Source organism: Bianquea renquensis, from assembly GCF_014384895.1.
Lineage (GTDB): Bacteria > Bacillota > Clostridia > Lachnospirales > Bianqueaceae > Bianquea > Bianquea renquensis.
Window position 1 is genome coordinate 1 of the sequence record NZ_JACRSQ010000034.1, and the last position, 21,540, is coordinate 21,540.

At 51.9% G+C, this 21,540-nt stretch carries 23 protein-coding genes; 18 read left to right on the forward strand and 5 right to left on the reverse strand.

The window, feature by feature from the left end:
• The first annotated feature begins 221 nt into the window (after positions 1 to 221).
• The 18 genes from metG (at position 222) to H8730_RS15050 (ending at position 18,387) form a co-directional block, all read left to right on the forward strand.
• Positions 222 to 2,186, forward strand: a complete 1,965-nt coding sequence (gene metG / locus H8730_RS14965; RefSeq protein ID WP_177713961.1) for a methionine--tRNA ligase — start codon at positions 222 to 224, stop codon at positions 2,184 to 2,186.
• 18 nt (positions 2,187 to 2,204) lie between these two features.
• Positions 2,205 to 2,987: a TatD family hydrolase gene (locus tag H8730_RS14970; RefSeq protein WP_177713960.1), complete on the forward strand. Its 783-nt coding sequence runs from the start codon at positions 2,205 to 2,207 to the stop codon at positions 2,985 to 2,987.
• On the forward strand, positions 2,984 to 3,853 hold the full coding sequence (gene rsmA / locus H8730_RS14975) for a 16S rRNA (adenine(1518)-N(6)/adenine(1519)-N(6))-dimethyltransferase RsmA (RefSeq protein ID WP_177713959.1): 870 nt from the start codon (positions 2,984 to 2,986) through the stop codon (positions 3,851 to 3,853). Before H8730_RS14970 ends, rsmA begins: the two co-directional genes overlap by 4 nt.
• 2 nt (positions 3,854 to 3,855) lie before the next feature.
• Positions 3,856 to 4,461 carry a class I SAM-dependent methyltransferase gene (locus H8730_RS14980; RefSeq protein ID WP_177713958.1) on the forward strand — a complete coding sequence of 202 codons (606 nt, stop codon included), beginning with the start codon at positions 3,856 to 3,858 and terminating at the stop codon, positions 4,459 to 4,461.
• 52 nt (positions 4,462 to 4,513) lie between these two features.
• The gene (locus H8730_RS14985; RefSeq protein WP_177713957.1) at positions 4,514 to 5,830 is read left to right on the forward strand and encodes a hypothetical protein; all 1,317 of its coding nucleotides are present in this window, start codon (positions 4,514 to 4,516) and stop codon (positions 5,828 to 5,830) included.
• 414 nt (positions 5,831 to 6,244) lie between these two features.
• Complete coding sequence (locus H8730_RS14990) at positions 6,245 to 6,715, forward strand: MarR family winged helix-turn-helix transcriptional regulator (RefSeq protein WP_177713956.1); 471 nt, start codon at positions 6,245 to 6,247, stop codon at positions 6,713 to 6,715.
• Positions 6,716 to 6,776: 61 nt separating this feature from the next.
• Complete coding sequence (locus H8730_RS14995) at positions 6,777 to 7,859, forward strand: beta-ketoacyl-ACP synthase III (RefSeq protein WP_177713955.1); 1,083 nt, start codon at positions 6,777 to 6,779, stop codon at positions 7,857 to 7,859.
• Positions 7,860 to 8,043: 184 nt separating this feature from the next.
• Positions 8,044 to 8,274, forward strand: coding sequence for an acyl carrier protein (gene acpP, locus H8730_RS15000; RefSeq protein WP_177713963.1), 231 nt, complete (start codon positions 8,044 to 8,046; stop codon positions 8,272 to 8,274).
• 148 nt (positions 8,275 to 8,422) lie between these two features.
• Positions 8,423 to 9,370, forward strand: a complete 948-nt coding sequence (gene fabD / locus H8730_RS15005; RefSeq protein ID WP_177713954.1) for an ACP S-malonyltransferase — start codon at positions 8,423 to 8,425, stop codon at positions 9,368 to 9,370.
• Between the two features lie 22 nt (positions 9,371 to 9,392).
• Complete coding sequence (fabG, locus tag H8730_RS15010) at positions 9,393 to 10,130, forward strand: 3-oxoacyl-[acyl-carrier-protein] reductase (protein WP_177713953.1); 738 nt, start codon at positions 9,393 to 9,395, stop codon at positions 10,128 to 10,130.
• A gap of 45 nt (positions 10,131 to 10,175) precedes the next feature.
• Positions 10,176 to 11,426, forward strand: coding sequence for a beta-ketoacyl-ACP synthase II (gene fabF, locus H8730_RS15015; protein WP_177713952.1), 1,251 nt, complete (start codon positions 10,176 to 10,178; stop codon positions 11,424 to 11,426).
• Positions 11,427 to 11,430: 4 nt separating this feature from the next.
• Positions 11,431 to 11,898 (forward strand): acetyl-CoA carboxylase biotin carboxyl carrier protein, encoded by a 468-nt coding sequence (gene accB / locus H8730_RS15020; RefSeq protein ID WP_249290094.1) that lies wholly within the window; start codon positions 11,431 to 11,433, stop codon positions 11,896 to 11,898.
• A gap of 26 nt (positions 11,899 to 11,924) precedes the next feature.
• Positions 11,925 to 12,353: a 3-hydroxyacyl-ACP dehydratase FabZ gene (gene fabZ, locus H8730_RS15025; protein ID WP_177713950.1), complete on the forward strand. Its 429-nt coding sequence runs from the start codon at positions 11,925 to 11,927 to the stop codon at positions 12,351 to 12,353.
• 16 nt (positions 12,354 to 12,369) lie between these two features.
• On the forward strand, positions 12,370 to 13,704 hold the full coding sequence (locus H8730_RS15030) for an acetyl-CoA carboxylase biotin carboxylase subunit (protein WP_177713949.1): 1,335 nt from the start codon (positions 12,370 to 12,372) through the stop codon (positions 13,702 to 13,704).
• 29 nt (positions 13,705 to 13,733) lie between these two features.
• Entirely contained in the window at positions 13,734 to 14,672 is a 939-nt protein-coding gene (gene accD, locus H8730_RS15035) for an acetyl-CoA carboxylase, carboxyltransferase subunit beta (RefSeq protein WP_177713948.1), read from the forward strand.
• The gene (locus tag H8730_RS15040) at positions 14,662 to 15,465 is read left to right on the forward strand and encodes an acetyl-CoA carboxylase carboxyltransferase subunit alpha (protein WP_177713947.1); all 804 of its coding nucleotides are present in this window, start codon (positions 14,662 to 14,664) and stop codon (positions 15,463 to 15,465) included. The genes accD and H8730_RS15040 overlap by 11 nt, the downstream gene beginning before the upstream one ends.
• A 22-nt stretch (positions 15,466 to 15,487) precedes the next feature.
• Complete coding sequence (locus H8730_RS15045) at positions 15,488 to 17,653, forward strand: Tex family protein (RefSeq protein ID WP_177713946.1); 2,166 nt, start codon at positions 15,488 to 15,490, stop codon at positions 17,651 to 17,653.
• A 2-nt stretch (positions 17,654 to 17,655) separates the two neighbouring features.
• Positions 17,656 to 18,387, forward strand: a complete 732-nt coding sequence (locus H8730_RS15050; RefSeq protein ID WP_177713945.1) for a TraX family protein — start codon at positions 17,656 to 17,658, stop codon at positions 18,385 to 18,387.
• A 17-nt stretch (positions 18,388 to 18,404) separates the two neighbouring features.
• On the opposite strand, the gene H8730_RS15055 is transcribed toward H8730_RS15050, so the two are convergent.
• Genes H8730_RS15055 through H8730_RS15075 form a run of 5 tightly spaced genes read right to left on the reverse strand, consistent with a single transcriptional unit; the run spans position 18,405 to position 21,527 of the window.
• Positions 18,405 to 18,593 (reverse strand): site-specific integrase, encoded by a 189-nt coding sequence (locus H8730_RS15055; protein ID WP_177713944.1) that lies wholly within the window; start codon positions 18,591 to 18,593, stop codon positions 18,405 to 18,407.
• Positions 18,548 to 18,769 carry a helix-turn-helix domain-containing protein gene (locus H8730_RS18110; RefSeq protein WP_177713962.1) on the reverse strand — a complete coding sequence of 74 codons (222 nt, stop codon included), beginning with the start codon at positions 18,767 to 18,769 and terminating at the stop codon, positions 18,548 to 18,550. Before H8730_RS18110 ends, H8730_RS15055 begins: the two co-directional genes overlap by 46 nt.
• Before the next feature lie 57 nt (positions 18,770 to 18,826).
• Positions 18,827 to 20,236, reverse strand: coding sequence for an ABC transporter ATP-binding protein (locus H8730_RS15065; protein ID WP_177713943.1), 1,410 nt, complete (start codon positions 20,234 to 20,236; stop codon positions 18,827 to 18,829).
• A complete protein-coding gene (locus H8730_RS15070; protein ID WP_177713942.1) occupies positions 20,233 to 20,928 on the reverse strand; it encodes an energy-coupling factor transporter transmembrane component T in 696 nt (231 codons plus the stop codon). Before H8730_RS15070 ends, H8730_RS15065 begins: the two co-directional genes overlap by 4 nt.
• Positions 20,928 to 21,527, reverse strand: coding sequence for an MptD family putative ECF transporter S component (locus H8730_RS15075; protein WP_177713941.1), 600 nt, complete (start codon positions 21,525 to 21,527; stop codon positions 20,928 to 20,930). The genes H8730_RS15070 and H8730_RS15075 overlap by 1 nt, the downstream gene beginning before the upstream one ends.
• Positions 21,528 to 21,540: the final 13 nt, after the last annotated feature.

Genomic DNA, 21,540 nt, shown 5'->3' on the forward strand with positions numbered 1-21,540 from the left:
TGCTACAATGTCCATGGCGATTGAGACCTTTCGTTAGGGTGTTGTTGTGGTGACTCTATTCTAACAAACTCTATCGCCTTTTTCTATACCCTTGGTCTCACATCTATTGTAACGCTACACCTTGCGGCGGCGTTTTTTGCTAGATGCCTTGAAATTTGCCCCATATCGGGGTATAATAACGAATAAGCCTAATTTTGCCATTGATGAAGGAGAGTTTGCCCATGAACAAGGGACCATTTTATATTACCACTGCCATAGCGTACACATCCCGAAAGCCTCATATCGGGAACACCTATGAGATTGTGTTGACGGACGCCATTGCCCGTTTTAAAAAGCTACAAGGCTATGATGTATATTTTACGACCGGCACGGACGAGCATGGTCAAAAGATCGAGTTAAACGCCCACGAAAACGGGGTATCGCCCAAAGAGTATGTGGATACGGTTGCAGGGGAGGTCAAACAGATATGGGATCTGATGAATACAAGCTATGATCGATTTATCCGAACGACAGACGAAGACCACATGCGCTCCGTGCAAAAAATATTTAAAAAATTGTACGAGCAGGGAGATATCTACAAAGGCGCTTACGAGGGGTGGTACTGTGTCCCCTGTGAATCGTTTTTTACAGAAACGCAGCTGGTGGATGGAAAGTGCCCAGACTGTGGCCGTGAAGTGACGAAAACCAAAGAGGAAGCGTACTTCTTCAGAATGAGCAAGTATCAGGACCGGCTGATGCAGCACATTGAGGAGCATCCGGAGTTTATCCAGCCGGAGTCAAGGAAGCGGGAGATGGTCAATAATTTCCTAAAGCCAGGGTTGCAGGACCTGTGTGTATCCAGGACATCCTTTACATGGGGAATCCCTGTGGACTTTGATCCCAAACATGTGATCTATGTTTGGATCGACGCGCTGACCAACTACATCAACGCCCTCGGATACGATACGGACGAGCCGGGCGAAAAATACAAAAAGTATTGGCCGGCGGATATTCATGTTATCGGCAAGGATATTCTGCGGTTCCACACCATCTACTGGCCCATTATGCTCATGGCCCTCGGCGAGCCGTTGCCGAAGCAGATTTTTGGACATCCCTGGCTGTTGTCTGGAGATTCAAAAATGAGCAAGTCCCTTGGGAATGTGATTTACGCCGATGATTTGGTCCGCTATTTCGGCGTGGATGGGGTGCGGTACTATCTGCTGCGGGAAATGCCCTTTGCCTCGGATGGAACCATAACCTATGAAAACGTCATCGGGCGCTTTAACGCGGATCTGGCCAATACTATCGGCAACCTGGTCAATCGGACCATCGCCATGGGTCATAAATACTTTGCCGGTGTTGTACAGCCCCGGGGAGCTGTGGAAGGGACGGACGAGGAGCTTATCCAGATGGCGCAGGATACGGCGAAGTCTGTCATTGCCAAAATGGAAGAGCTGAAAGTCGCGGAGGCTTTGGAGGAGATTGTGTCCCTGGCCCGGAGAAGCAATAAGTATATCGATGAGACCATGCCTTGGGCCTTGGCGAAGGAGGCGGCTACATCGGAGGAGAAGAAGGCGCGCCTTGGCGCTGTGTTGTACAATCTGCTGGAGAGTATCCGGTATATTGGGATTTTACTGCTACCCTTTCTGCCGGAAACAGGACATAAAATTCTCGACCAGCTCGATGTAAAAGAAGAATTGAGGACGTTGGACAGCATAGCGGTGTTTGGCGCTTTAGAGGCCATGAAACCCACCGGCGAGGCCGCCGTGTTGTTTGCCCGGCTGGATGAAGCCAAAACGCTGAAGAGGATAGAAGAGGACAATGCGGCGAAGGCAGCGTCCGCTGAGAAGAAGGAGGAACCGAAAGCGCAGCCGGAGCCGGAGCTGATTTCCATCGATGAATTTGAAAAGGTTGAGCTTAGAGTGGGCAAAGTGCTGGAGTGCCAGCGGGTTAAGGGTGCGGACAAGCTTCTTGTCTCCCAGATTCAGATTGGCGGGGAAGTGCGGCAGATTGTCTCCGGTATCGCCAAATACTATACGCCGGAGGAGTTTGTCGGCAAGCAAGTCATCGTGGTGACGAATCTGAAACCGGTGAAGCTGCGGGGCGTGTTATCACAGGGGATGATTCTGTGTGCCACCGATGAAAAGGGTGGATATTGCGTTATCCGGCCCGAGGCGGATGTGGCGCCCGGCGCGGAAGTTCGATAGTGAAAAGTGGAGGGCAGCATGTATTTTGATACCCATGCACATTACGATGATGAGAAGTTTCAGCAGGATCAGGCGGCGGTTTTGCTCTCGCTGAAAGCGGCAGGTATAGGGTATGTCGTCAATTGCGCCTGTGACTTGGATAGCTGCAAGGACACGCTGAAGTTGATGAAAACCTACGATTTCCTCTATGGCGCCATGGGCGTGCACCCGCATTCGGTGAAGGATTTGGACGTGGAAGCCGTCTCCGATCTCTACCGCTATTGCTGCGGGTCAGACAAAGTTGTGGCGGTGGGTGAGATCGGGCTGGACTACCACTATGATTTTTCCCCTCGAGATGTGCAGCAAGAGTGGTTTATTGAACAGATTGAATTGGCAAAGGAATTGGAGCTTCCCATCATCGTTCACTCCCGTGATGCCGCCCGGGATACCTTTCAGATTATAAAAGAATCCCGTGCAGGTTCTGTTGGCGGTGTGATCCATTCTTACACGGGAGGCCCGGAACTGGCACAGGAGTATATACGGTTGGGCTTTTATATTGGAATCGGCGGTATGGTGACGTTCCCAAATGTAAAAAAAGTGATTCAGACAGTTCAGGAGATCGAGCTGGAACGGATTGTGTTGGAGACAGACTGCCCATATTTGGCGCCGGTGCCCAACCGAGGGCGGCGAAATGATTCCCGGAATCTGCCCTATATTGCGGAAACCATTGCCAAAATCAAGGGGATTCCCGTGGAGGACGTAGCCAGGATTACCTATGAAAATGCCGTCAGGGTTTTCCAGATGGAACAGGAGGCCGAATGAGCGAACGGATTGCATCTCCAGGAAAAACTATCGAAATTTTGCAAGCCCACCAGTTCCAGTTTTTGAAGAAATATGGACAGAATTTTTTGATCGATCTGCACGTTCTGGATAAGATCACAGCCAGCGCACAGATTGGGCCGGAGGATGTGTGCGTGGAGATTGGGCCGGGCATTGGAAGCCTCACCCAGGCTTTGGCGGAGAGGGCGGCGAAGGTGATTGCCGTCGAGATCGATTCGCGCTTAATCCCGATTTTGAACAAAAATTTGGAGGGCTATGAGAACGTATCGATTCTGAATGAAGATTTTTTGAAGCTGGACTTAGCTGGATATCTGGCCAAGGAGGGAATTCAGGGGCCCATTAAGGTCATCGCCAACTTGCCATACTATATTACGACTCCGGTTATCATGGGACTTTTAGAGGGGGCAGTTCCGCTCCACAGTATTACTGTAATGGTTCAGGAGGAGGTGGCGAGGCGAATGCAGGCGGGGCCCGGGACGAAGGACTACGGGGCGTTATCCCTGGCAGTCCAATACTATTCAAAGCCTGAAATTGTGGCTTTTGTGCCGCCAAACTGTTTTATTCCAAGGCCCAATGTGGGATCGGCTGTGATTCGTCTCGAGAGAACGGCAGAGCCGCCAGCGCCGGTGGCAGATGTGAAATTGTTATTCCGCGTTATCCGCGCATCGTTTGGACAGCGCAGAAAGACAATGCTCAACAGCCTTAGCAACAGTCAGGAATTGCCCTTTGGGAAGGAACAGATTCGCCATGCGCTGGAGGACCTTGGCATCGATGAGAGAATTCGCGGGGAAGCGCTGACCCTCCTGCAATTTATTGAAGTCAGCAATCGATTGGCGAAGGAGGCGTAGCCATGGCAGACCACTATTTTTCTGATCATCCGGACTCCAGGTCCGATATTCGGGAGATTTCGTACGGACTCGGATCGATCTCCATGCGCTTTCTGACGGACCACGGAGTGTTTTCGATTTCACGGGTGGACCACGGCACGGATCTTGTACTCAAGACCGTCCTAAAAGACCGGCTTACAGCCCCTGAGAGCGTGCTGGATATGGGGTGCGGCTATGGACCTATCGGGTTGACGTTGGCGAAGGCATGGCCAACATGCTCTGTCACCATGTTGGATGTCAATAGCCGGGCAATGGAGCTTGCGGAAAAAAATCGTGTGCTCAACGGATTGCCGGAGGAAATCCGGATTGTCCGGCAAGAAGAACTGGCCGCTAGCAGATTTGAAATGGTTGTCACCAATCCGCCAGTGCGAGCTGGCAAAACGACGGTCTATTCTTTATTTGCCCTGGCCCAGCAACATATGGCAGCGCAAGGTGCTCTCTACGTAGTGCTTCGCAAAAATCAGGGCGCGCCCAGTGCGGCAAAAGAGTTGATCCGGCTTTTTGGCAACTGCGAGATTATCAACCGGCAATCCGGATATCATATTTTAAAAAGTCGGAAGGCGGAATGAATTGAATCCCTCCTGCATACAATGACAATAGCAGGTATGCAGGAGGGATTTCATGACTTACATAAGGCAATTTATTGAGTTGAAGGAACAAAAGGCCGGATATGGGTTCAAGGGGCAGACGCCTCACGGGACCTGTCGAATCGAAATCCGGGATGATATTTTGAAGGTAAAAATCTTGCTGAACGGGTTAGGAGTCTTGACCTCGGGGGATACGTATAAAGCTTTTCTTGTCTGTGTCAGTCAAACGACATTCAAAGAATATGAAATCGGATCGCTGCGGCCGAACGGCCAGGGCGCTGCGCAGTTAGAATATCGAGGGCCGATTGCGCGCAATTCGGATCCCCGATTGGCCATGAGCGCCTATGCGGCCGTTGTGATTCGGACAGCTCCGCCGGCTCCGTCGAAACCAAGAGATGTTCTGGTGGGGTATCGCCAGGATCTAGTCACGTGGACAGATAAACAAAATGTGGATCAGACCACACCTCCGCGCCCTGCTCCAGGCTCCGCTTATCAGGGGAACATGTCGCCAGAGCCGAAGGCGATGCCGGAGACTGTGGAGGCACAGCCGCCTGTGGTTCCAGAGGAATCGGAAGAGGTGGAAGCGGTTCAAGAGCGTGAGGAGCAGGAGCCAGAGGGAGGAAGCGTATCGAATATGGGGGAAGAGGCTGATGCCAGAGCCCTCATCGTGGAAGAGAGCGCCAGCGAGGAGCCGGTTGCGGAGAATCCCAAGAAGAAGCTCCTGATTATCGAGGATGTGGAGCCGGATGTGGAGTCAGTGCCAGAGCAACCCCCGCTGCCAGAGCCGGAACCGGGGGCAGAGCCGGTGCCGATGCCGGCGCCCGAGTTGGAGCTAGAACCGATACCGCTGCCAGTGCCAGAGCTGGAGGCAGAGCCAATGCAGGAGCCAGAATCAGAGCCAGAGTCAAATCCGGAGCCAATGCCAAATTCAGAACCACAGACGCAGCCAACGCTGGAATCACAGCCTATGGCCATGTTGGACCCCGCCAAAACGCGATGTGCGCTTGAATATATGTTTTCAGAATATCCCTCCATTTATCCATATCGGGAGAGCGATCAAAATTGGATTCGAATCGATCCGCGGGATATGGCGGTGTTGCCTTTGGATACCTGGTCTATGGATAATAGCCCCTTTATTCTTCATGGCTATACGCGGTACAAACATTTAATTCTAGGGCGAAGCCAAGATAACAGCGAGGAGGATATATGCATTCTCGGAGTTCCATATCGGTACGCCGCTGCCCAACGAGAGCAAGGTGCGAAATGGGGTTTTACGGAATTTAAAACTTCTAGCTGCAGACCACCCAGTGAGGGTGACTATGGATATTGGATTCGAAGGATTTCGTTATAGCTGGGGAAAGAACCGCTATGCCATCAAGTCGATTGATTGCGCGGCGGTTTTTTGCCATTGGAGCGGCCGCAAGTACGAGTCGTGTGGCGAAGCGTAGGAAAAATGTAAGGAGATTGTAATCGATACGTAAGTCGTCGTTTACAAAGAATTCATATCCCTCTGCTATGATAAAGAAGTAGTAGCAAAACCCCCCCTTTTATTTTTAAAATCCTCTCATCGTGGGAGGATTTTTTTTATCCCAATGATAAGCCCGCCGAGAGGCGGACCTAAATTTGAGTTCGCGGAACGCGAACTTTTATACCTTTTGAGAGAACCTGTCGATGAAAAAAGTTTGACAATCAAAATACTTTCGAGTATAATCGTAGAGAGAGCAGCTGTTACTGAGTGGCGAACGTTAGAGAGAAGGCGGATAGAATGAAGGATACGATGATTTATCAGCTCCTGTGCAACCTTCAAAAAGATCTGGAATATATGGAGGCGCGGGAGCTCAAAAAGAGTCTTTATCACGATCTTTCTGTGACCGAGCTTATGACCATCTGTACGATTACAAATCTTCAAAACCCGACCATGACCGATATCGCCTCGAATCTTCGGATCACGCTGGGCACGCTGACAATCGCCATCAATCGCTTAGCCAAAAAAGGGTATGTCCAGCGCAAACGGTTGGATACGGACCGCCGGATCGTGTTGGTCCAGGCCACGGAGCGGGGAGCGGCCGCGGCAAAGGTTCACGAGACTTTTGAGAGAAGGGCGCAGCAGAAATTCCGGGAGGCGCTTGGAAAGGAAGACGCGGCCCTATGTCTGGATATGTTGAGAAAGCTGCAGCTTTTTTATCTGAGGCCCGACGTGCAGGATGCCATGCGCAAGGGAGAACTTGACAAATAGAGTTAGATCGTATATACTTTGAAAATCAAAGTATATGGAAAGAATAGGAGATGCCAGCTTCATGGATCAAAAGGAAAAACAGAGGTGTTACAATTATCAGAACAGGCAAGATTTGTTCGGAAATATAGGAATTTTGGGAACCGGGAGCGCTCTGCCGGAGATGGTTCTTTCCAATGACGATTTGGCAGAAATAATGGACACGTCCGATGAATGGATCCAAACCCGAACGGGAATTGGGCAGCGGCATATCGCGACGAAGGAGACAACCGTGACCCTGGCGGTGAAAGCGGCAAAGAGGGCCATGGAGATGGCGGGTATCACAGGGGATGAGATCGATCTAATCATTGCGACCACTGTGACGCCGGATTACCGGTTTCCGTCAGTATCCTGTCTCGTTCAGAGAGAGATCCGGGCGGCAGGCGTGCCATGCTTTGACCTGTCAGCCGCTTGTTCCGGATTTATTTATGCTGTGTCCACGGCCTATAAATTTTTACAGACTGGAATGTACCGGCATGTGCTCGTCGTGAGCGCGGAGACATTATCCCGGCTTGTTGACTGGAGCGACCGCTCCACAGCGGTGCTCTTTGGGGATGGCGCGGGCGCCGTAGTGTTAGGTCCCAAACAGGGAAGCGGTCTTTTGGTAGAAGAATTGGGCGCCGATGGAGCAGGAGCCCAGCTCATTGTATCGTCTGACCTAAATAGCAGGGATGGCCGGTATCTCAGCCGGATGAAAGTGGAGGAGATGGAGCCGGATGATCCCCGACAGATGCTGGCAGAAATTGAAAAAAATGCGACCCCGTATATGACCATGGATGGGCGGGAAGTCTATAAGTTTACAACGACAACGGTGGTGCAGAGTATTCGGCGGGTGCTGGAGAGCGCTGGCCTGGAGAGCGCGGATGTATCCAAGTTCATTTTACATCAAGCGAACTCACGCATCATCGACGCGGTGGCAAAGCGAATGAAGGTGCCCATGGAGAAGTTTCCTATGTCGATTCATGACAACGCAAACACGAGTTCATCCACGGTCCCGATACTGCTGGACAATCTAGTTCGCGCCGGCGCAATGCAGAGTGGAGAACGTTTTATCCTATCGGGTTTTGGGGCAGGGCTGACATGGGCATCGGCGCTGCTGTCATGGTAAAATATTGATGTCAATTTTCACGGACTATCCGGGAAATTAGCATACAGGATATTTGCCAACTTGTGGCAGATTCCGGCGAGTGTGTCAAGCGTTGACAAACTTCGTATCATCTGCGGCCTGAGTGAATCCGTGGATTTGCAGATGACCGCCAGCAATTTAAGTTGAAGCAAAGGAGGCTATGGCAATGGTATTTGAGAAGATTCAGGAAATCATCGCGGATAAATTGGGACTCGACGCAGACGAGATCACACTGGAATCCAGTATCAAAGATGATTTGAATGCAGATTCTTTAGACCTGTACGAGATCGTGACAGGCATCGAAGAAGAATTCGATGTGGAAGTGCCAACGGAAGCGTTGGGCAACATGAATACGGTCAAGGACATGGTCGAATATATGGAATCGTTGCAGGCATAAGGCTGGATTGGTGAGAGCGCCGCGCACATTGAGAGATGACGGCGGCGCTCTCCGCCAGACTTATTTTGAGAAGATTTCAATCCATGAGGATTATGATATAGAGTCCCTCACATTCTGTGAGGGAATGGCTAGAAGAAAGAGAGGCACTATGAAAAAGACAGCTTTTTTATTTCCCGGGCAGGGAAGTCAGCGCGTCGGCATGGGCCGCGATCTGATGGAGACTTTCCCGGCCTTCCGGCAGACGATGGAGGAGGCGGACGCAACCCTCGACTTTTCCGTGCAGAAGCTTTGTCTGGAGGGGCCGGAGGAGCAGTTAAATCAGACACAGTTTACACAACCGTGCCTTTTGGCCGTGTCGACAGGTATTTGCCGGATCTTGGAGCAGGAGGGCGTCCGGCCTGACGCTGTGGCGGGGCTAAGCCTTGGAGAATATACGGCCCTGGTAGCCGCCGGTGTACTGGATTTTCCGAGAGCCGTGGCACTGGTGCGCAGACGAGGTCAATGGATGGAAGAGGCGGTTCCCGGAGGCAGGGGAAGCATGGCGGCCGTACTTGGAGCCCAGCGGGAGACAGTGATTCGCATATGCAGGGATGTCACAGCAGATAGTACAGCGCCTGATGTGGTGGAACCCGCCAATTTCAACTGTCCTGGACAGATCGTCATATCAGGGGAGAGATCCCTAGTGGAAATCGCCGGTGACAAGCTAAAGGAAGCGGGCGCGAAAAAAATTATCCCGCTTGTGGTCAGCGGTCCGTTCCACAGCTCCATGCTTCGCACCGCGGGCGAAAAGTTGGAGGAAGAATTTAAGTCGGTTTGCTGGAGAGCTCCGGCGATGGACTACTATACCAATGTAACAGGATGCAAGGTGGAAGATGAAAAGGCAATCCCTGGCCTCCTGGTGCGCCAAGTCCAATCCAGCGTGTACTGGGAGGATACCATTCGCCACATGCTGGAGGACGGTGTCGAGGAATTCGTGGAAGTCGGCCCGGGAAAGACCCTAACCGGTTTTATCCGGAAGATTGACAGGGGGCTGAGGGTCTGGAATATCGAAGATACGGCGACGCTGAGGCAGTATTTGGAGCAGCGGCAGGCGTAAAGCAGGACAGGAGGACATGGAGATGGATGGGAATTTGGAAGGAAAGATCGCACTGGTTACAGGTGCGGCCAGGGGAATCGGGTTTCGCATTGCGTCGGTGCTGGCGGAGAGAGGAGCCTCTGTTATTATCAGCGATATAGCCGATGAGGAGAGTCTGCAGGGGGCAAAGGAACAGGTTCCAGCAGTAGCCGCCTATAATTGCAACGTGACGGATTTTGAGGCGACGCAAGCGCTGATGGATACCATTATCAAAACCTTTGGGCGGCTGGACATTCTAGTGAACAATGCGGGCATCACAAAAGATACACTGTTGATGCGCATGAAGGAATCCGAATTCGACGCGGTCATTGATGTGAACCTGAAGGGAACTTTTAACTGTTTGCGGCACGCGTCCAAATATATGATTAAGCAGAGAAGTGGAGCCGTGGTCAATATCGCATCCGTTGTGGGGATCATGGGAAATGTGGGACAGTGTAATTACAGCGCGTCAAAGGCGGGTGTGATTGGGTTAACGAAATCCTCGGCTAAGGAATTGGCCATGAGGGGGGTGCGGGTCAACGCTGTCGCGCCTGGCTTTATTGAGACGGATATGACAAAGAACCTCTCGCAACCTATTGTGGACGCCATGATGGCGAGCATTCCTTTGAAAGAGCTGGGACAGCCAGAGGATGTGGCCAGGGCCGTGGCGTTTCTCGTTTCAGAGGATGCGCGGTATATCACGGGACAAGTATTGTCCGTGGACGGCGGTATGCACATGTAATTCGATGTGCGAGATCGAATTTTCCACAGAAAGGATTGAAGCAACATGGATCGAAAACGAGCCGTCATAACAGGAACCGGTGTGGTAAGTCCGGTCGGCAATACAACGGACGATTTTTGGAATAGTTTAAAAGTAGGAAAAAATGGAATCGGGCCGATTACTCGATTCAACTTGACCGATGATTTCAAGGTGTCGCTGGCGGCGGAGGTAAAGGATTTTGATGCGACCCAATACATCGACAAGAGGAAGGCAAAGCGAATGGCGCTTTTTGCGCAGTATGCCATGGTGGGTGCGATCCAGGCGCTGGCGGAATCAGGGCTCGCTTTGGGCGAGGAAGATCCCTACCGGCTTGGCGCTATTATAGGCGTCGGCATGGGCTGTATGCATACTATTCAAGAAGAGACGAAAAAGTTAATTGAGAAGGGCCCCAAACGAATCTCCCCTCTCTTTATTCCCACAGTGATTCCCAATATGGCAGCGGGCAATATCGCCATTGAGTACGGACTGAAGGGCCCTGTATTCGACGTGACCACGGCGTGTGCCTCGGGAACCAACGCCATGGGGGAAGCATTCCGCGCGATTCAGAGCGGATATGCCGATGTGGTTTTCACAGGCGGTGCGGAGAATGTGACGACAGAGCTCACTGTCGCCGGCTTCACAGCGTTGACCGCTCTGTCCGAAAGTAAGGACCCGAACCGGGCCTCCATTCCTTTTGATAAAGAGCGGTCTGGATTTGTGATGGGAGAGGGCGCCGGCATTGTGGTGCTGGAGGAATATGAGCACGCCAAGGCGCGGGGGGCCACGATTCTTGCGGAAGTTGTTGGGTACAGCACCACCTGCGACGCATTCCATATCACAGCGCCTGAGGAATCGGGGGAGGCTATGGCAAGAGCCATGGAATTGGCCATGAAGGATGCAGGGATCACCCCGAAGGATATCTCCTATATCAATGCCCATGGAACAAGTACCTTTTACAATGAACTCGTGGAAACGCGCGCGATCAAAACGGCCTTTGGGGACGAGGCGTACCGGATTCCCATCAGCTCCATCAAGTCCATGGTGGGGCATGGATTGGGAGCTGCCGGCGGCATAGAGGCAATCGCCTGTGTGAAGGCGCTACAGGAAGGGTTTATTCCACCGACGATCAATTATCGTGTGCCAGATCCGGAGTTAGATCTGGATTATGTGCCAAACGTGGGTCGAGAGCAGGACTTGACATATGCGATGAGCGATAATTTGGGTTTTGGCGGACATAACGCTGTTATAATTCTAAAAAAATGGGATGCGGAGGTATAACGCCATGCCGAGCACAGAAAAAAGGACCGCAGAAGAAGGTTACTCCGTAGATGAAATCAAGGCCATCATGCGAGAGGCGGCGAGTTTGCGGCTGTCGGAAGTCACCATCGAGGGACGGGATACAAAGATCTGTATCAAAACGGGAGCATTCATTGAGGAAAGCGCCATGCCGGTGAGCCCCCAGGAGCCCGCCTCGCCTGCCAAGGAGACGGCAGTTTTGGATGCACATGGAAAACTAATTACATCGCCCATGGTGGGAACCTTTTACGCGGCGTCGAGCCCCGACACCCCTCCCTTTGTCAAGGTTGGCGATTCTGTAAAAAAGGGGCAGACGCTGTGTATCATCGAAGCCATGAAGCTTATGAATGAGATCGAAAGCGATTATACGGGAATCGTGAAAAAGATTCTTGTCAGCAATGAAGCCACAGTGGAGTATGGCCAGCCCTTATTTGAAATCGAAGTAACTGCGTAAGAGCCGGCGGGGAAATGGAGGTAGCAATGGAACTGGATATTAATCAGATTAAAGAGATTCTCCCACATCGGTATCCTTTTTTACTCATCGATCGAATATTGGAATGTGAGCCTGGCAAAATGGCGAGGGCCAGAAAAAATGTGACGATCAACGAACCTTTCTTTCAAGGACATTTCCCGGGAAAACCCGTGATGCCAGGAGTGCTGTTGATTGAAGCCATGGCACAGGCCGGGGCGGTGGCGATGCTGTCTTTGGAGGAGAATAAAGGAAAAATTGGATTTATGGGCGCCGTCAACAACGCAAAGTTTAAAAAACAGGTTGTGCCCGGTGATACGATCGATATTACCGTTGAGATTATCAGATGTAAAGGGCCGATTGGCGTCGGCAAGGGGACGGCGACAGTGGACGGGAAGATCGCGGCTGTAGCGGAGTTGACCTTTGCCATCGGACAGTAGAACGGAGGCATATCACGTGTTCAAGAAAGTTTTGGTGGCCAATCGCGGTGAGATTGCGGTTCGAATTATCCGCGCCTGTAGAGAGATGGGGGTTGAAACGGTTGCAGTCTACTCGACAGCAGATAAGGATGCCTTACACAGCCAGTTGGCGGACGAGGCGGTCTGCATAGGGGAGGCGCCCGTGAATAAGAGCTATCTGAATGTTGTCAATATCATCAGCGCCGCCATCAGCACTGGGTGTGACGCAGTTCATCCGGGCTTCGGCTTTCTATCTGAAAATAGCCGATTTGCCGAAATGTGCCAAGAATGCGGATTGAAATTTATAGGACCAACGGCAGAGATGATTGACCGCATGGGAAATAAGTCCGAAGCCAGAAAAACCATGCGGGAGGCGGGGGTGCCCGTCGTACCCGGCTCTGTGGGCGTCATCTTGGATTTGGAAGAGGCCGTCCAGATCGCAGATGAGATCGGGTATCCCGTCATGCTAAAGGCCTCCGCCGGGGGAGGCGGGAAAGGGATGCGAGAGGCATCAAACCGGGATGAGCTCCGGCATCAATTTGCCGCGGCGCAGACGGAAGCGCGCAATGCCTTCGGCGACGACGCAATGTATGTTGAAAAGCTGATTGTCAATCCCAAACATATTGAGTTTCAGATAATGGGCGACGCCTATGGGAATGTGGTCCATCTGGGCGAACGCGACTGTTCCATCCAGCGAAAACATCAGAAAGTGCTGGAGGAGGCGCCTTCGGGCATTAGCCCGGAGCTGCGGAGCCAGATGGCGGCCGATGCGGTCAAAGCGGCGAAGGCCATCCGCTATGAGAGCGCCGGTACGGTGGAGTTCTTGCTGGACAAAGACGGGCGTTACTATTTTATTGAGATGAACACGCGCATTCAAGTTGAACATCCCGTTACGGAAATGGTAACGGGGATCGACATCATGAAGGAGCAGATCCGTGTGGCGGCGGGGGAGCCATTGTCCTTCAGCCAGAAAGATGTCCGGATTGAGGGGCACTCCATCGAGTGCAGAATCAATGCGGAGGACCCGGAGCACGGCTTCAGGCCATGTCCCGGCACGGTTGGACAGCTCTACGTGCCCGGAGGATTTGGGGTGCGGGTGGACAGCGCCGTCTATTCAGGATATACAATCCCTCCTTACTATGACAGCATGATCGCAAAATTAATTGTACACGCGAAGGACCGCCAAACCGCTATCCTGCGGATGAAGAGGGCCCTGGGGGAATTCGTGGTGGAAGGGATCACAACGAATATCGAATTTCAATATCAGATTTTAAATAACCCAGCGTACCGCAGCGGTGCTTTCGATACGGGTTTTATTGAGAACGAAATGTAGTACAGCGTCCCGGAGGAGTGTGATCGGCAATGCAGTTGAAGGATTTATTTAAAAAGACAAATTATATCTCCTTAGGCCCGACGGAAAGTGCAGGCCAGGAGGCGGAGGAAGCCGCCCGCAAGCAAACGAAGAAACCAGCCAGAAATCAGGGCATCAAAAAGCTGGAGGCGGGACCGATGTTGACGCCATTCTGCAAGTGCCCGGACTGTCATCAGATGTTGTATATCCGGGATGTGGAAGACAGCCTATCCGTATGCCCGGAATGCGGCTATCATTTCCGTCTGGATGCAAAGATGCGCATTGCCATCACGGTTGACGAGGGCTCCTTTGACGAGTGGGATGCCGATGTGGAATCCGTTAATGTTCTAGATTTTCCGGGATATACGGAAAAATTAGAGATGCAGCGGAAAAAAACAGGGCTGAAATCCGCCGTCATGACAGGGCAGTGCGCCATCGACGGTCACCGGTGCGCAGTCGCCGTTATGGACAGCCGTTTTATGATGGGCAGCATGGGGCAGGCGGTGGGAGAAAAGATCACGCGGGCCATCGAGCGGGCCACAGAGCAAAAAATGCCCGTGGTGATTTTTACGGCCTCCGGCGGTGCTAGAATGCAGGAAGGAATTTTTTCGCTCATGCAGATGGCGAAGACGTCATCCGCTCTGGCGTGTCATAATCAGGCGGGGCAGCTGTGTATAACGGTGTTGACGGATCCCACCACAGGAGGCGTAACGGCCAGCTTCGCCATGTTGGGCGACATCATCCTGGCGGAGCCTGGAGCCCTCATTGGATTCGCAGGGCGCCGTGTCATTGAGCAGACCATCAAGGAGACGATTCCCGATGAATTCCAGACGGCAGAATTTCTAAAAAAGCATGGATTCGTGGACTCCATCGTTCCAAGGGGAGAGATGAGAAAGACGCTAGGACAGCTGCTGGCGATGCATGAGGGAGGTGATTCCCATGGAGAATAAAAAGAACCATGTCAGCTCATGGGAGCGAGTTTGCCTGGCCAGAATGCAGGGACGGCCCACGTCGGCGGAGTACATTGACGGAATCTTCGATGGTTTTATCGAGCTTCATGGAGACCGGCAGTACGGGGATGATGCGGCCATTATTGGGGGCCTGGCTATGTTTCACGGGCAGCCGGTCACCGTCATTGGACAGCAAAAGGGCCGCAACACAAAGGAGAATCTCGAGCGCAATTTTGGTATGCCCCATCCTGAGGGGTACCGGAAAGCGCTCCGCCTGATGAAACAGGCGGAGAAGTTTCATCGCCCGGTGATTTGCTTTGTGGATACATCCGGCGCCTATTGTGGCGTCGGCGCCGAGGAGAGGGGCCAGGGGGAGGCGATTGCCCGGAACCTGTGGGAGATGGCGGTATTGAGGACGCCGATTATTTCCATCATCATCGGGGAAGCGGAGAGCGGAGGCGCGTTAGCCCTGGCTGTCGCCAACCGGGTATGGATGCTAGAAAACGCGGTCTATTCGATTTTATCCCCGGAAGGGTTTGCCAGCATTCTGTGGAAAGATTCCTCCCGGGCTCAGGAAGCGGCGTCGGTCTGCAAGCTGACAGCGGCGCAGCTGTATCGATTTGGCGTCATTGATATGGTTCTTCAGGAGCCAGAGGGAGGTTGCCATGTGGATAAACCGGCGATGATGGCCACCATCGATGGTCTTCTGGCCAAGGAATTGAGAGAGCTGACGCAGTTGAGCGGCGATGCGCTGGTAGAGCAGCGGCAGCAAAAATATCGGTTTGCATTCTAACCAGAGAAAGGAAATCAGAGGAATGGACGAGGACAGACAGGGGACAGATTTAATTGCCCGGCAGCTGGCGGAAGAATTCAAACTGGAAGCGTGGCAGGTGGACAATGTTCTTGCCCTGATTGACGAGGGAAACACCATTCCCTTTATTGCCCGGTATCGAAAAGAGAAGACAGGATCTATGAGCGATGAAGTCCTGCGTGATTTTTCTGAGCGCCTGACGTACCTTCGAAATCTGGAGGCTAAAAAAGAGCAGGTTATGGGGACGATAGAGGAGCAGGGAAAATTGACGTCAGAGCTAAAGGAACAGATCCAGAAGGCTGCGACGCTGGTGGAAGTGGAGGACCTGTATCGGCCCTACCGGCCGAAGCGCAGAACGAGGGCCACCATCGCAAAGGAACGGGGACTGGAACCACTTGCCATGATTTTGTGGAAGCAGGACGATACGACGGACATGAACACCCTTGCCGGGGCCTATGTGGGTGGGGAGAGCGATGTGGCCACAGTGGACGACGCGCTGCAAGGGGCGAAGGATATTATGGCGGAGTTGGTGGCGGACGAGGCGGAGTACCGAAAACAGATCCGCAGCCTGACCGCAGCAAAAGGCCAGCTGACGGCAAAGGCCAAGAATCCCGATGCCACATCGGTCTATGAGATGTACTACGACTATCGGGAGCCGGTCCACAAGGCGGCGGGGCATCGGATTTTGGCGCTGAATCGAGGGGAAGCGGAAAAGATTCTCTCTGTGAGCATTGAGGCCCCAGTGGAGGAAATCTTGCAGTATCTGGAAAGGCAGATCATCCGTGGGGAAGCGCGCAGGGAGCTTCTTGAAGAGGTGATTGAGGACGCGTATAAGCGCTTGATCGCGCCATCCATTGATAACGAAATCCGCGGAGAGCTGACGGAAAAGGCGCAGGACGGCGCGATTCACGTCTTTGGAAAAAATCTGACGCAGCTCTTAATGCAGCCCCCCATTGCCGGAAAAACGGTCTTAGGCTTGGACCCCGCATTTCGAACGGGATGCAAGCTGGCGGTGGTGGACGCTACAGGGAAGGTGTTGGATACGGCTGTCATCTATCCAACCTCCGGCCCAGGGCGAATCCCGGAAGCAAAGCAGAAGCTAAAGCAGTTGATTGCAAAGCATCATGTGGATATCATCGCCATCGGGAATGGAACGGCTTCAAGGGAATCGGAGATGTTTGTGGTGGAGACGTTGAAGGAGATCTCAGACCCTGTCTCCTACATCATCGTCAACGAGGCGGGCGCCAGCGTATATTCAGCCTCCAAGCTGGGAACAGAGGAATTCCCCGATTTCGATGTGGCCCTGCGAAGTGCCGTCTCCATCGGCAGACGCCTTCAGGATCCGCTGGCGGAGCTGGTGAAGATTGATCCAAAGTCCATCGGCGTCGGTCAATATCAGCACGACATGAATCAGGCGAAGCTCAGCGAGGCACTGACCGGTGTTGTTGAGGATTGTGTGAACAAAGTCGGCGTCGATGTGAACACAGCGTCTCCGTCGCTATTGTCTTATATTTCGGGAATCAGCAAGACCGTGGCAAAAAATATTGTGACCTATCGGGAGGAGACAGGGCGGTTTCACGACCGGCGCGACCTGCTGAAAGTCAGCAAACTTGGACCGAAGGCCTATGAACAATGCGCTGGATTCCTGCGGATACAGGGCGGGGACAACCCGCTGGACAACACGGCGGTCCATCCTGAGTCCTATGCGGCAGCCCAAAATCTTCTATCTCTGCTGGGATATTCCCTGGAGGATGTGCAAAGCGGAGGAATTGCCCAGATTCAGAACCGGCTGCGGGGGCAAGATGAGGAGAAGATGGCCTCCCAGATTGGCGTGGGGGTTCCTACGCTCAAAGACATTCTGAGCGAGCTGGCTAAGCCTGGCCGCGACCCGCGGGACGAGGCGCCCGCTCCCATTCTGCGGACGGATGTCCTGGAGATGAAGGATTTGCGGGAGGGCATGGTTTTAAAGGGGACGGTCCGCAATGTCATTGATTTTGGGGTTTTTGTGGATATTGGCGTCCACCAGGACGGCCTCGTTCACATCTCGCAGCTCAGCAATAAATTTGTCAAGCATCCCCTGGACGTGGTTTCCGTGGGCGATGTGGTGGATGTGAAGGTTATAAGCCTCGATTTAGAACGAAAGCGGATTGGCCTATCCATGAGGCTCTAGGTATGGATCGGTCGAAACCGCTGGGCATCAACGCATTTGCTCTGAAAGTGCTGGCCATTCTTGCCATGACAATGGACCACACAGCGTATATCTTTTATGAAGCCTTGGGAGGCTGGGCCATCTGGATGCGGGTCATTGGCCGCTGGACCTTTCCCATCATGGCATTTTTACTGACAGAGGGGTTGGAGAAAACTCGCAGCGCAGGGCGCTATGCGGCTCGACTTGTAGTATTTGCCTTCCTGAGCATGGTTCCCTTTTACCTCATTTTTGGAGATTGGAAAAATGTCCTCTTTACCCTTCTGGGCGGTCTCTTGCTCCTGTGGGGGCAGAGAGAGGTTCGATCCCGAGCGCCCTGGTTGCCCGAGTGGCTGTTGCAGATCTGGTTTGGCGGCCTGGCGATATGTCTCGCGGTTCTGATGTGCGGTTTTGACTGGGGATTCCCTGGGATACTGGCAGTCTACTGTGTTGGCCAGGCTAAGGGGAAGCCGTACTGGCTTCAGGGATTGATTTGCTGTGGGGCTCTCACCATTGCGCAGATCTTTAGCGCCACCGTGTTGCAGGGGGCGGCGTTGACGGAATCCTACCTGCTCTTCATCAGCGGCGTGTGGGTCGCTTGGGCTTGGCTAAGCTTGTATAATGGGCAGCGGGGGCGTGGAATGAAATATTTTTTCTACGCCTACTACCCGCTTCATCTGCTGGTGCTATATGGCGTCATTCGGTTGGCGGCCTTGTAGCGACTTGCAAAATAAAATCACCCGCCAGAGGGGGTATCATATTGTATCGAGTGACCGTTCTGGTTGAGAAACAGGAAATCTTTGTAGCCGTCGATATTGACCGCTGCCGCCTTTCCCCGGTTCTTCACAGCCCGCTTCAACGCCTCGTAGACCTTATCGCTCATGGGGACTTGCCGGGCTCCGCTTTTGGTTTTCGGCACATCCACATAGTAGCCGGCCTCACTATCCCGGAGCGGGAGATCATCCCGCTTGTCCTGGTGGAAAGCGCGGCTATGTAACCGGAATAGTGGCGGATCACCGTGTTTACCGCGTCCGGCTCTCCCCGGACAGCGGCGGCGATGACTGGGTAAGGAAGCAGGGTTCCCCGTCCGGGGCAGATGATTTTTTATGTGATAGGAATCAATTCATGATATTTGAGGATGGATAACTGCTGTGCTTTTTATGCTCTGTTGCCATACTCGTCAATTTTTATTAGGCAGTCGCAACAGCAACGTATAAGCTCCTCGTCATGTGTTATAACAAGAATTGCTTTTCCCATGTGCGCTTCCTCCTGCAACACATCTGCAACAATCCCCATATTACCCCCATCCAGTCCGCTTGTTGGTTCGTCAAAAATTAGGATTTTTCTTTCTGAAAGAATCCCGCAGGCAATCGAAAGCCTTTGTTTTTGACCACCGGACAGGGAAGCAGGGTGAGCGTCTTTGTAGCGATACAGATCCAGACGCTTTAGAAGGCTCCTAGTTCGTTCAAGACGTTCTTCTGAACGTTCCAGATGGAGCAATAATTCCTCAGTAACACTATTTGTAAAAAATTGTGTCCCTGTATCATTGGAACCGTACCAAATCTGCTTCCGGCGCTCGCCGGGGCGCATTTTTACACCGTTAATCAGTATTTGTCCACTTTTTTCTTTCCACAAGCCGGACAAAACCAAGGCAAGGCTCGTTTTGCCAACACCATTATGTCCGGTGATGGCCGTAACTTGTCCGGCATAAGCGGAAAAGCTGATATCGCAAAACACATCTGTCTTTTTTCTTTTACAGGATAGCTTTGTAACACAGAGTATCGGGCGTTTATCCCCATGGTTCATAGAAAACGATACATTCATGTTCCTTGATTCTATAATTTCCCGCAAGCCATCTGCCTTTCGCTGACCAGCGGATAGATGTTCCATCTCTGCAGCACTCCGTTCCCACAGAATTTTCCCATCACGGATATAAACGAAACGATCTGCGATTCCCCGAAGCCATGACAACCTGTGTTCCGCAATAACGAGAGTGCATCCCTCTGCTTTCAGCTTTTTTAGTATTAACGCAAGTTGTCTGGAACCTTCCCTGTCCAGATTTGAGGTCGGCTCATCGCAGACATAAATATTGGGACGAAGCGCATAGACCGAAGCGATAGCAACCTTCTGTTTTTCCCCGCTGGAAAGCACATCGAGGTTTTGAAAACGCAGATCATCCAAAGAAAAAGCGGAAATAGCGTGATTTGTGCGTTTTTGGATTTCCTCCCCAGGAAGTCCATAGTTCTCACATGCAAAGGCTACCTCGCCTGCCAAATCCGAAGAAAAAAACTGGCTTTTGGGGTCTTGAAATATACTTCCGACTTGCCGCGCCAAAGCAAACTGCGGCGTCTGGGCCAATGATTTTCCATTCAAAAAAATAGTCCCTGTCAGTTTGCCTGCATTATAGGAAGGCGCAAGACCATTTAAAAGGCGAGTAAGAGTGGTCTTTCCACCACCGGACGGTCCGGTAAGTACCAAGCACTCTCCCTCATGGACAGTAAGATTGATCTCAGACACCCCTCCTAAGCCAGACGCATATTGGAAAGAAACATCATTCAGTCGTATCATATACGCATGCCCCCTTTCCACAGAAACAGCACTGTCACAGCACTCCATAAGATAAAGCAGCACCAATCCTTCAGTGTCATGCTTTTTTCGTAATAGCTGCTCCGTCTGCCAGGGGCTTCCGCCCCTCGCGCTACAGCCGAAACCGAGAGCTGATCGGCAATTTGCAAGCAGCGTAGCAACAAAGGCACAAGCACATATTCACAGGATTCTGCCGGATGTAAAAAGAACTGGGCCGGAGCAGTAAGACCGCGATTACGCATGGAACACCATACGTTTTTCAATTCCGCTTTCATAGTAGGAAAAAATCGAAACATGACAAGCAGCCCCAAAATAGCAGAAGTCGGCATGTGAATACGGGACATAAATGCGGATAGTTCTCCCGGCGGTGTGGTAATCAAATCCCATCCAACAAGGAATACAGCAAACAAATTCCAGAACATCAGCACATAAAACTCTGAAAAAAGAACCATATGCAGCCCATGATTCCGGATCAGATACAACAGCACCGCCAAAATCCCATAAAATACGCCAAAAGATTGCAGCAGCCGCCAGTTTCGCTGAACCGCAAGATAGAGAAATCCTGCCATCACGAGAACACAGGTCAGTATGGTATCATCTGTCAGAGAAATACCGATGATAGTACACCCCAGCGCCCACAGCTTGACCGGAACTGCCAAATTTTCCCTCTGCATCAGAGGACTCCTGCTTTCTTGAAATGCTTATTCATAAGCCGTCCGCCGATAATACTTCCCAGAAAACCGCAGGCAGTGGTGAACACAACAATAAATGCCAGCCATCCGGCGGATGAATAATACCGGACAAAAGAATCAATATAACTCTGTTCCATGCCGCTGGAAATGGCAAATGCCTCATAAGTATCCCAGAAGAACCAGAGCGGCAACAGGTTGACGCCATTATACAGCAGACTGGATACCGTCCATGCAGCTGTTATTTTCTTTTTCGATTCCCATCCATTTTTCCAAAGGATGACTTCGCAGACAGCTCCCACAGCCATGTAATAAGGCAATAAATACCAGTTGCCCATTATAAGGAAAACAAGACCAAGAATGGTCATGTAAATCAATGAAACAAACCGTTTGCGCACCCGGCTGACCATAAGAAAATAGACCGGAGCGCACAGCAGCATGGTAAAGCCCACTGACAGCACCATGCTCACAAAATCGTTTACCATGCACACCATATTAACAACAAGTTGAATAAAAATTAACAGCACTGTGAGCAATACTGTAGTAATCACATCTTTTACTGTCCATTTGTTTGTCTGACTCATAAAAACTTCCTTT

Coding starts and splice junctions, on each gene's coding strand:
- metG (WP_177713961.1), top strand. CDS start 222: ATGAACAAGGGACCATTTTATATTACCACTGCCATAGCGTACACATCC.
- H8730_RS14970 (WP_177713960.1), top strand. CDS start 2,205: ATGTATTTTGATACCCATGCACATTACGATGATGAGAAGTTTCAGCAG.
- rsmA (WP_177713959.1), top strand. CDS start 2,984: ATGAGCGAACGGATTGCATCTCCAGGAAAAACTATCGAAATTTTGCAA.
- H8730_RS14980 (WP_177713958.1), top strand. CDS start 3,856: ATGGCAGACCACTATTTTTCTGATCATCCGGACTCCAGGTCCGATATT.
- H8730_RS14985 (WP_177713957.1), top strand. CDS start 4,514: ATGACTTACATAAGGCAATTTATTGAGTTGAAGGAACAAAAGGCCGGA.
- H8730_RS14990 (WP_177713956.1), top strand. CDS start 6,245: ATGAAGGATACGATGATTTATCAGCTCCTGTGCAACCTTCAAAAAGAT.
- H8730_RS14995 (WP_177713955.1), top strand. CDS start 6,777: ATGGATCAAAAGGAAAAACAGAGGTGTTACAATTATCAGAACAGGCAA.
- acpP (WP_177713963.1), top strand. CDS start 8,044: ATGGTATTTGAGAAGATTCAGGAAATCATCGCGGATAAATTGGGACTC.
- fabD (WP_177713954.1), top strand. CDS start 8,423: ATGAAAAAGACAGCTTTTTTATTTCCCGGGCAGGGAAGTCAGCGCGTC.
- fabG (WP_177713953.1), top strand. CDS start 9,393: ATGGATGGGAATTTGGAAGGAAAGATCGCACTGGTTACAGGTGCGGCC.
- fabF (WP_177713952.1), top strand. CDS start 10,176: ATGGATCGAAAACGAGCCGTCATAACAGGAACCGGTGTGGTAAGTCCG.
- accB (WP_249290094.1), top strand. CDS start 11,431: ATGCCGAGCACAGAAAAAAGGACCGCAGAAGAAGGTTACTCCGTAGAT.
- fabZ (WP_177713950.1), top strand. CDS start 11,925: ATGGAACTGGATATTAATCAGATTAAAGAGATTCTCCCACATCGGTAT.
- accD (WP_177713948.1), top strand. CDS start 13,734: ATGCAGTTGAAGGATTTATTTAAAAAGACAAATTATATCTCCTTAGGC.
- H8730_RS15040 (WP_177713947.1), top strand. CDS start 14,662: ATGGAGAATAAAAAGAACCATGTCAGCTCATGGGAGCGAGTTTGCCTG.
- H8730_RS15045 (WP_177713946.1), top strand. CDS start 15,488: ATGGACGAGGACAGACAGGGGACAGATTTAATTGCCCGGCAGCTGGCG.
- H8730_RS15050 (WP_177713945.1), top strand. CDS start 17,656: ATGGATCGGTCGAAACCGCTGGGCATCAACGCATTTGCTCTGAAAGTG.
- H8730_RS15065 (WP_177713943.1), bottom strand. CDS start 20,236: ATGATACGACTGAATGATGTTTCTTTCCAATATGCGTCTGGCTTAGGA.
- H8730_RS15070 (WP_177713942.1), bottom strand. CDS start 20,928: ATGCAGAGGGAAAATTTGGCAGTTCCGGTCAAGCTGTGGGCGCTGGGG.
- H8730_RS15075 (WP_177713941.1), bottom strand. CDS start 21,527: ATGAGTCAGACAAACAAATGGACAGTAAAAGATGTGATTACTACAGTA.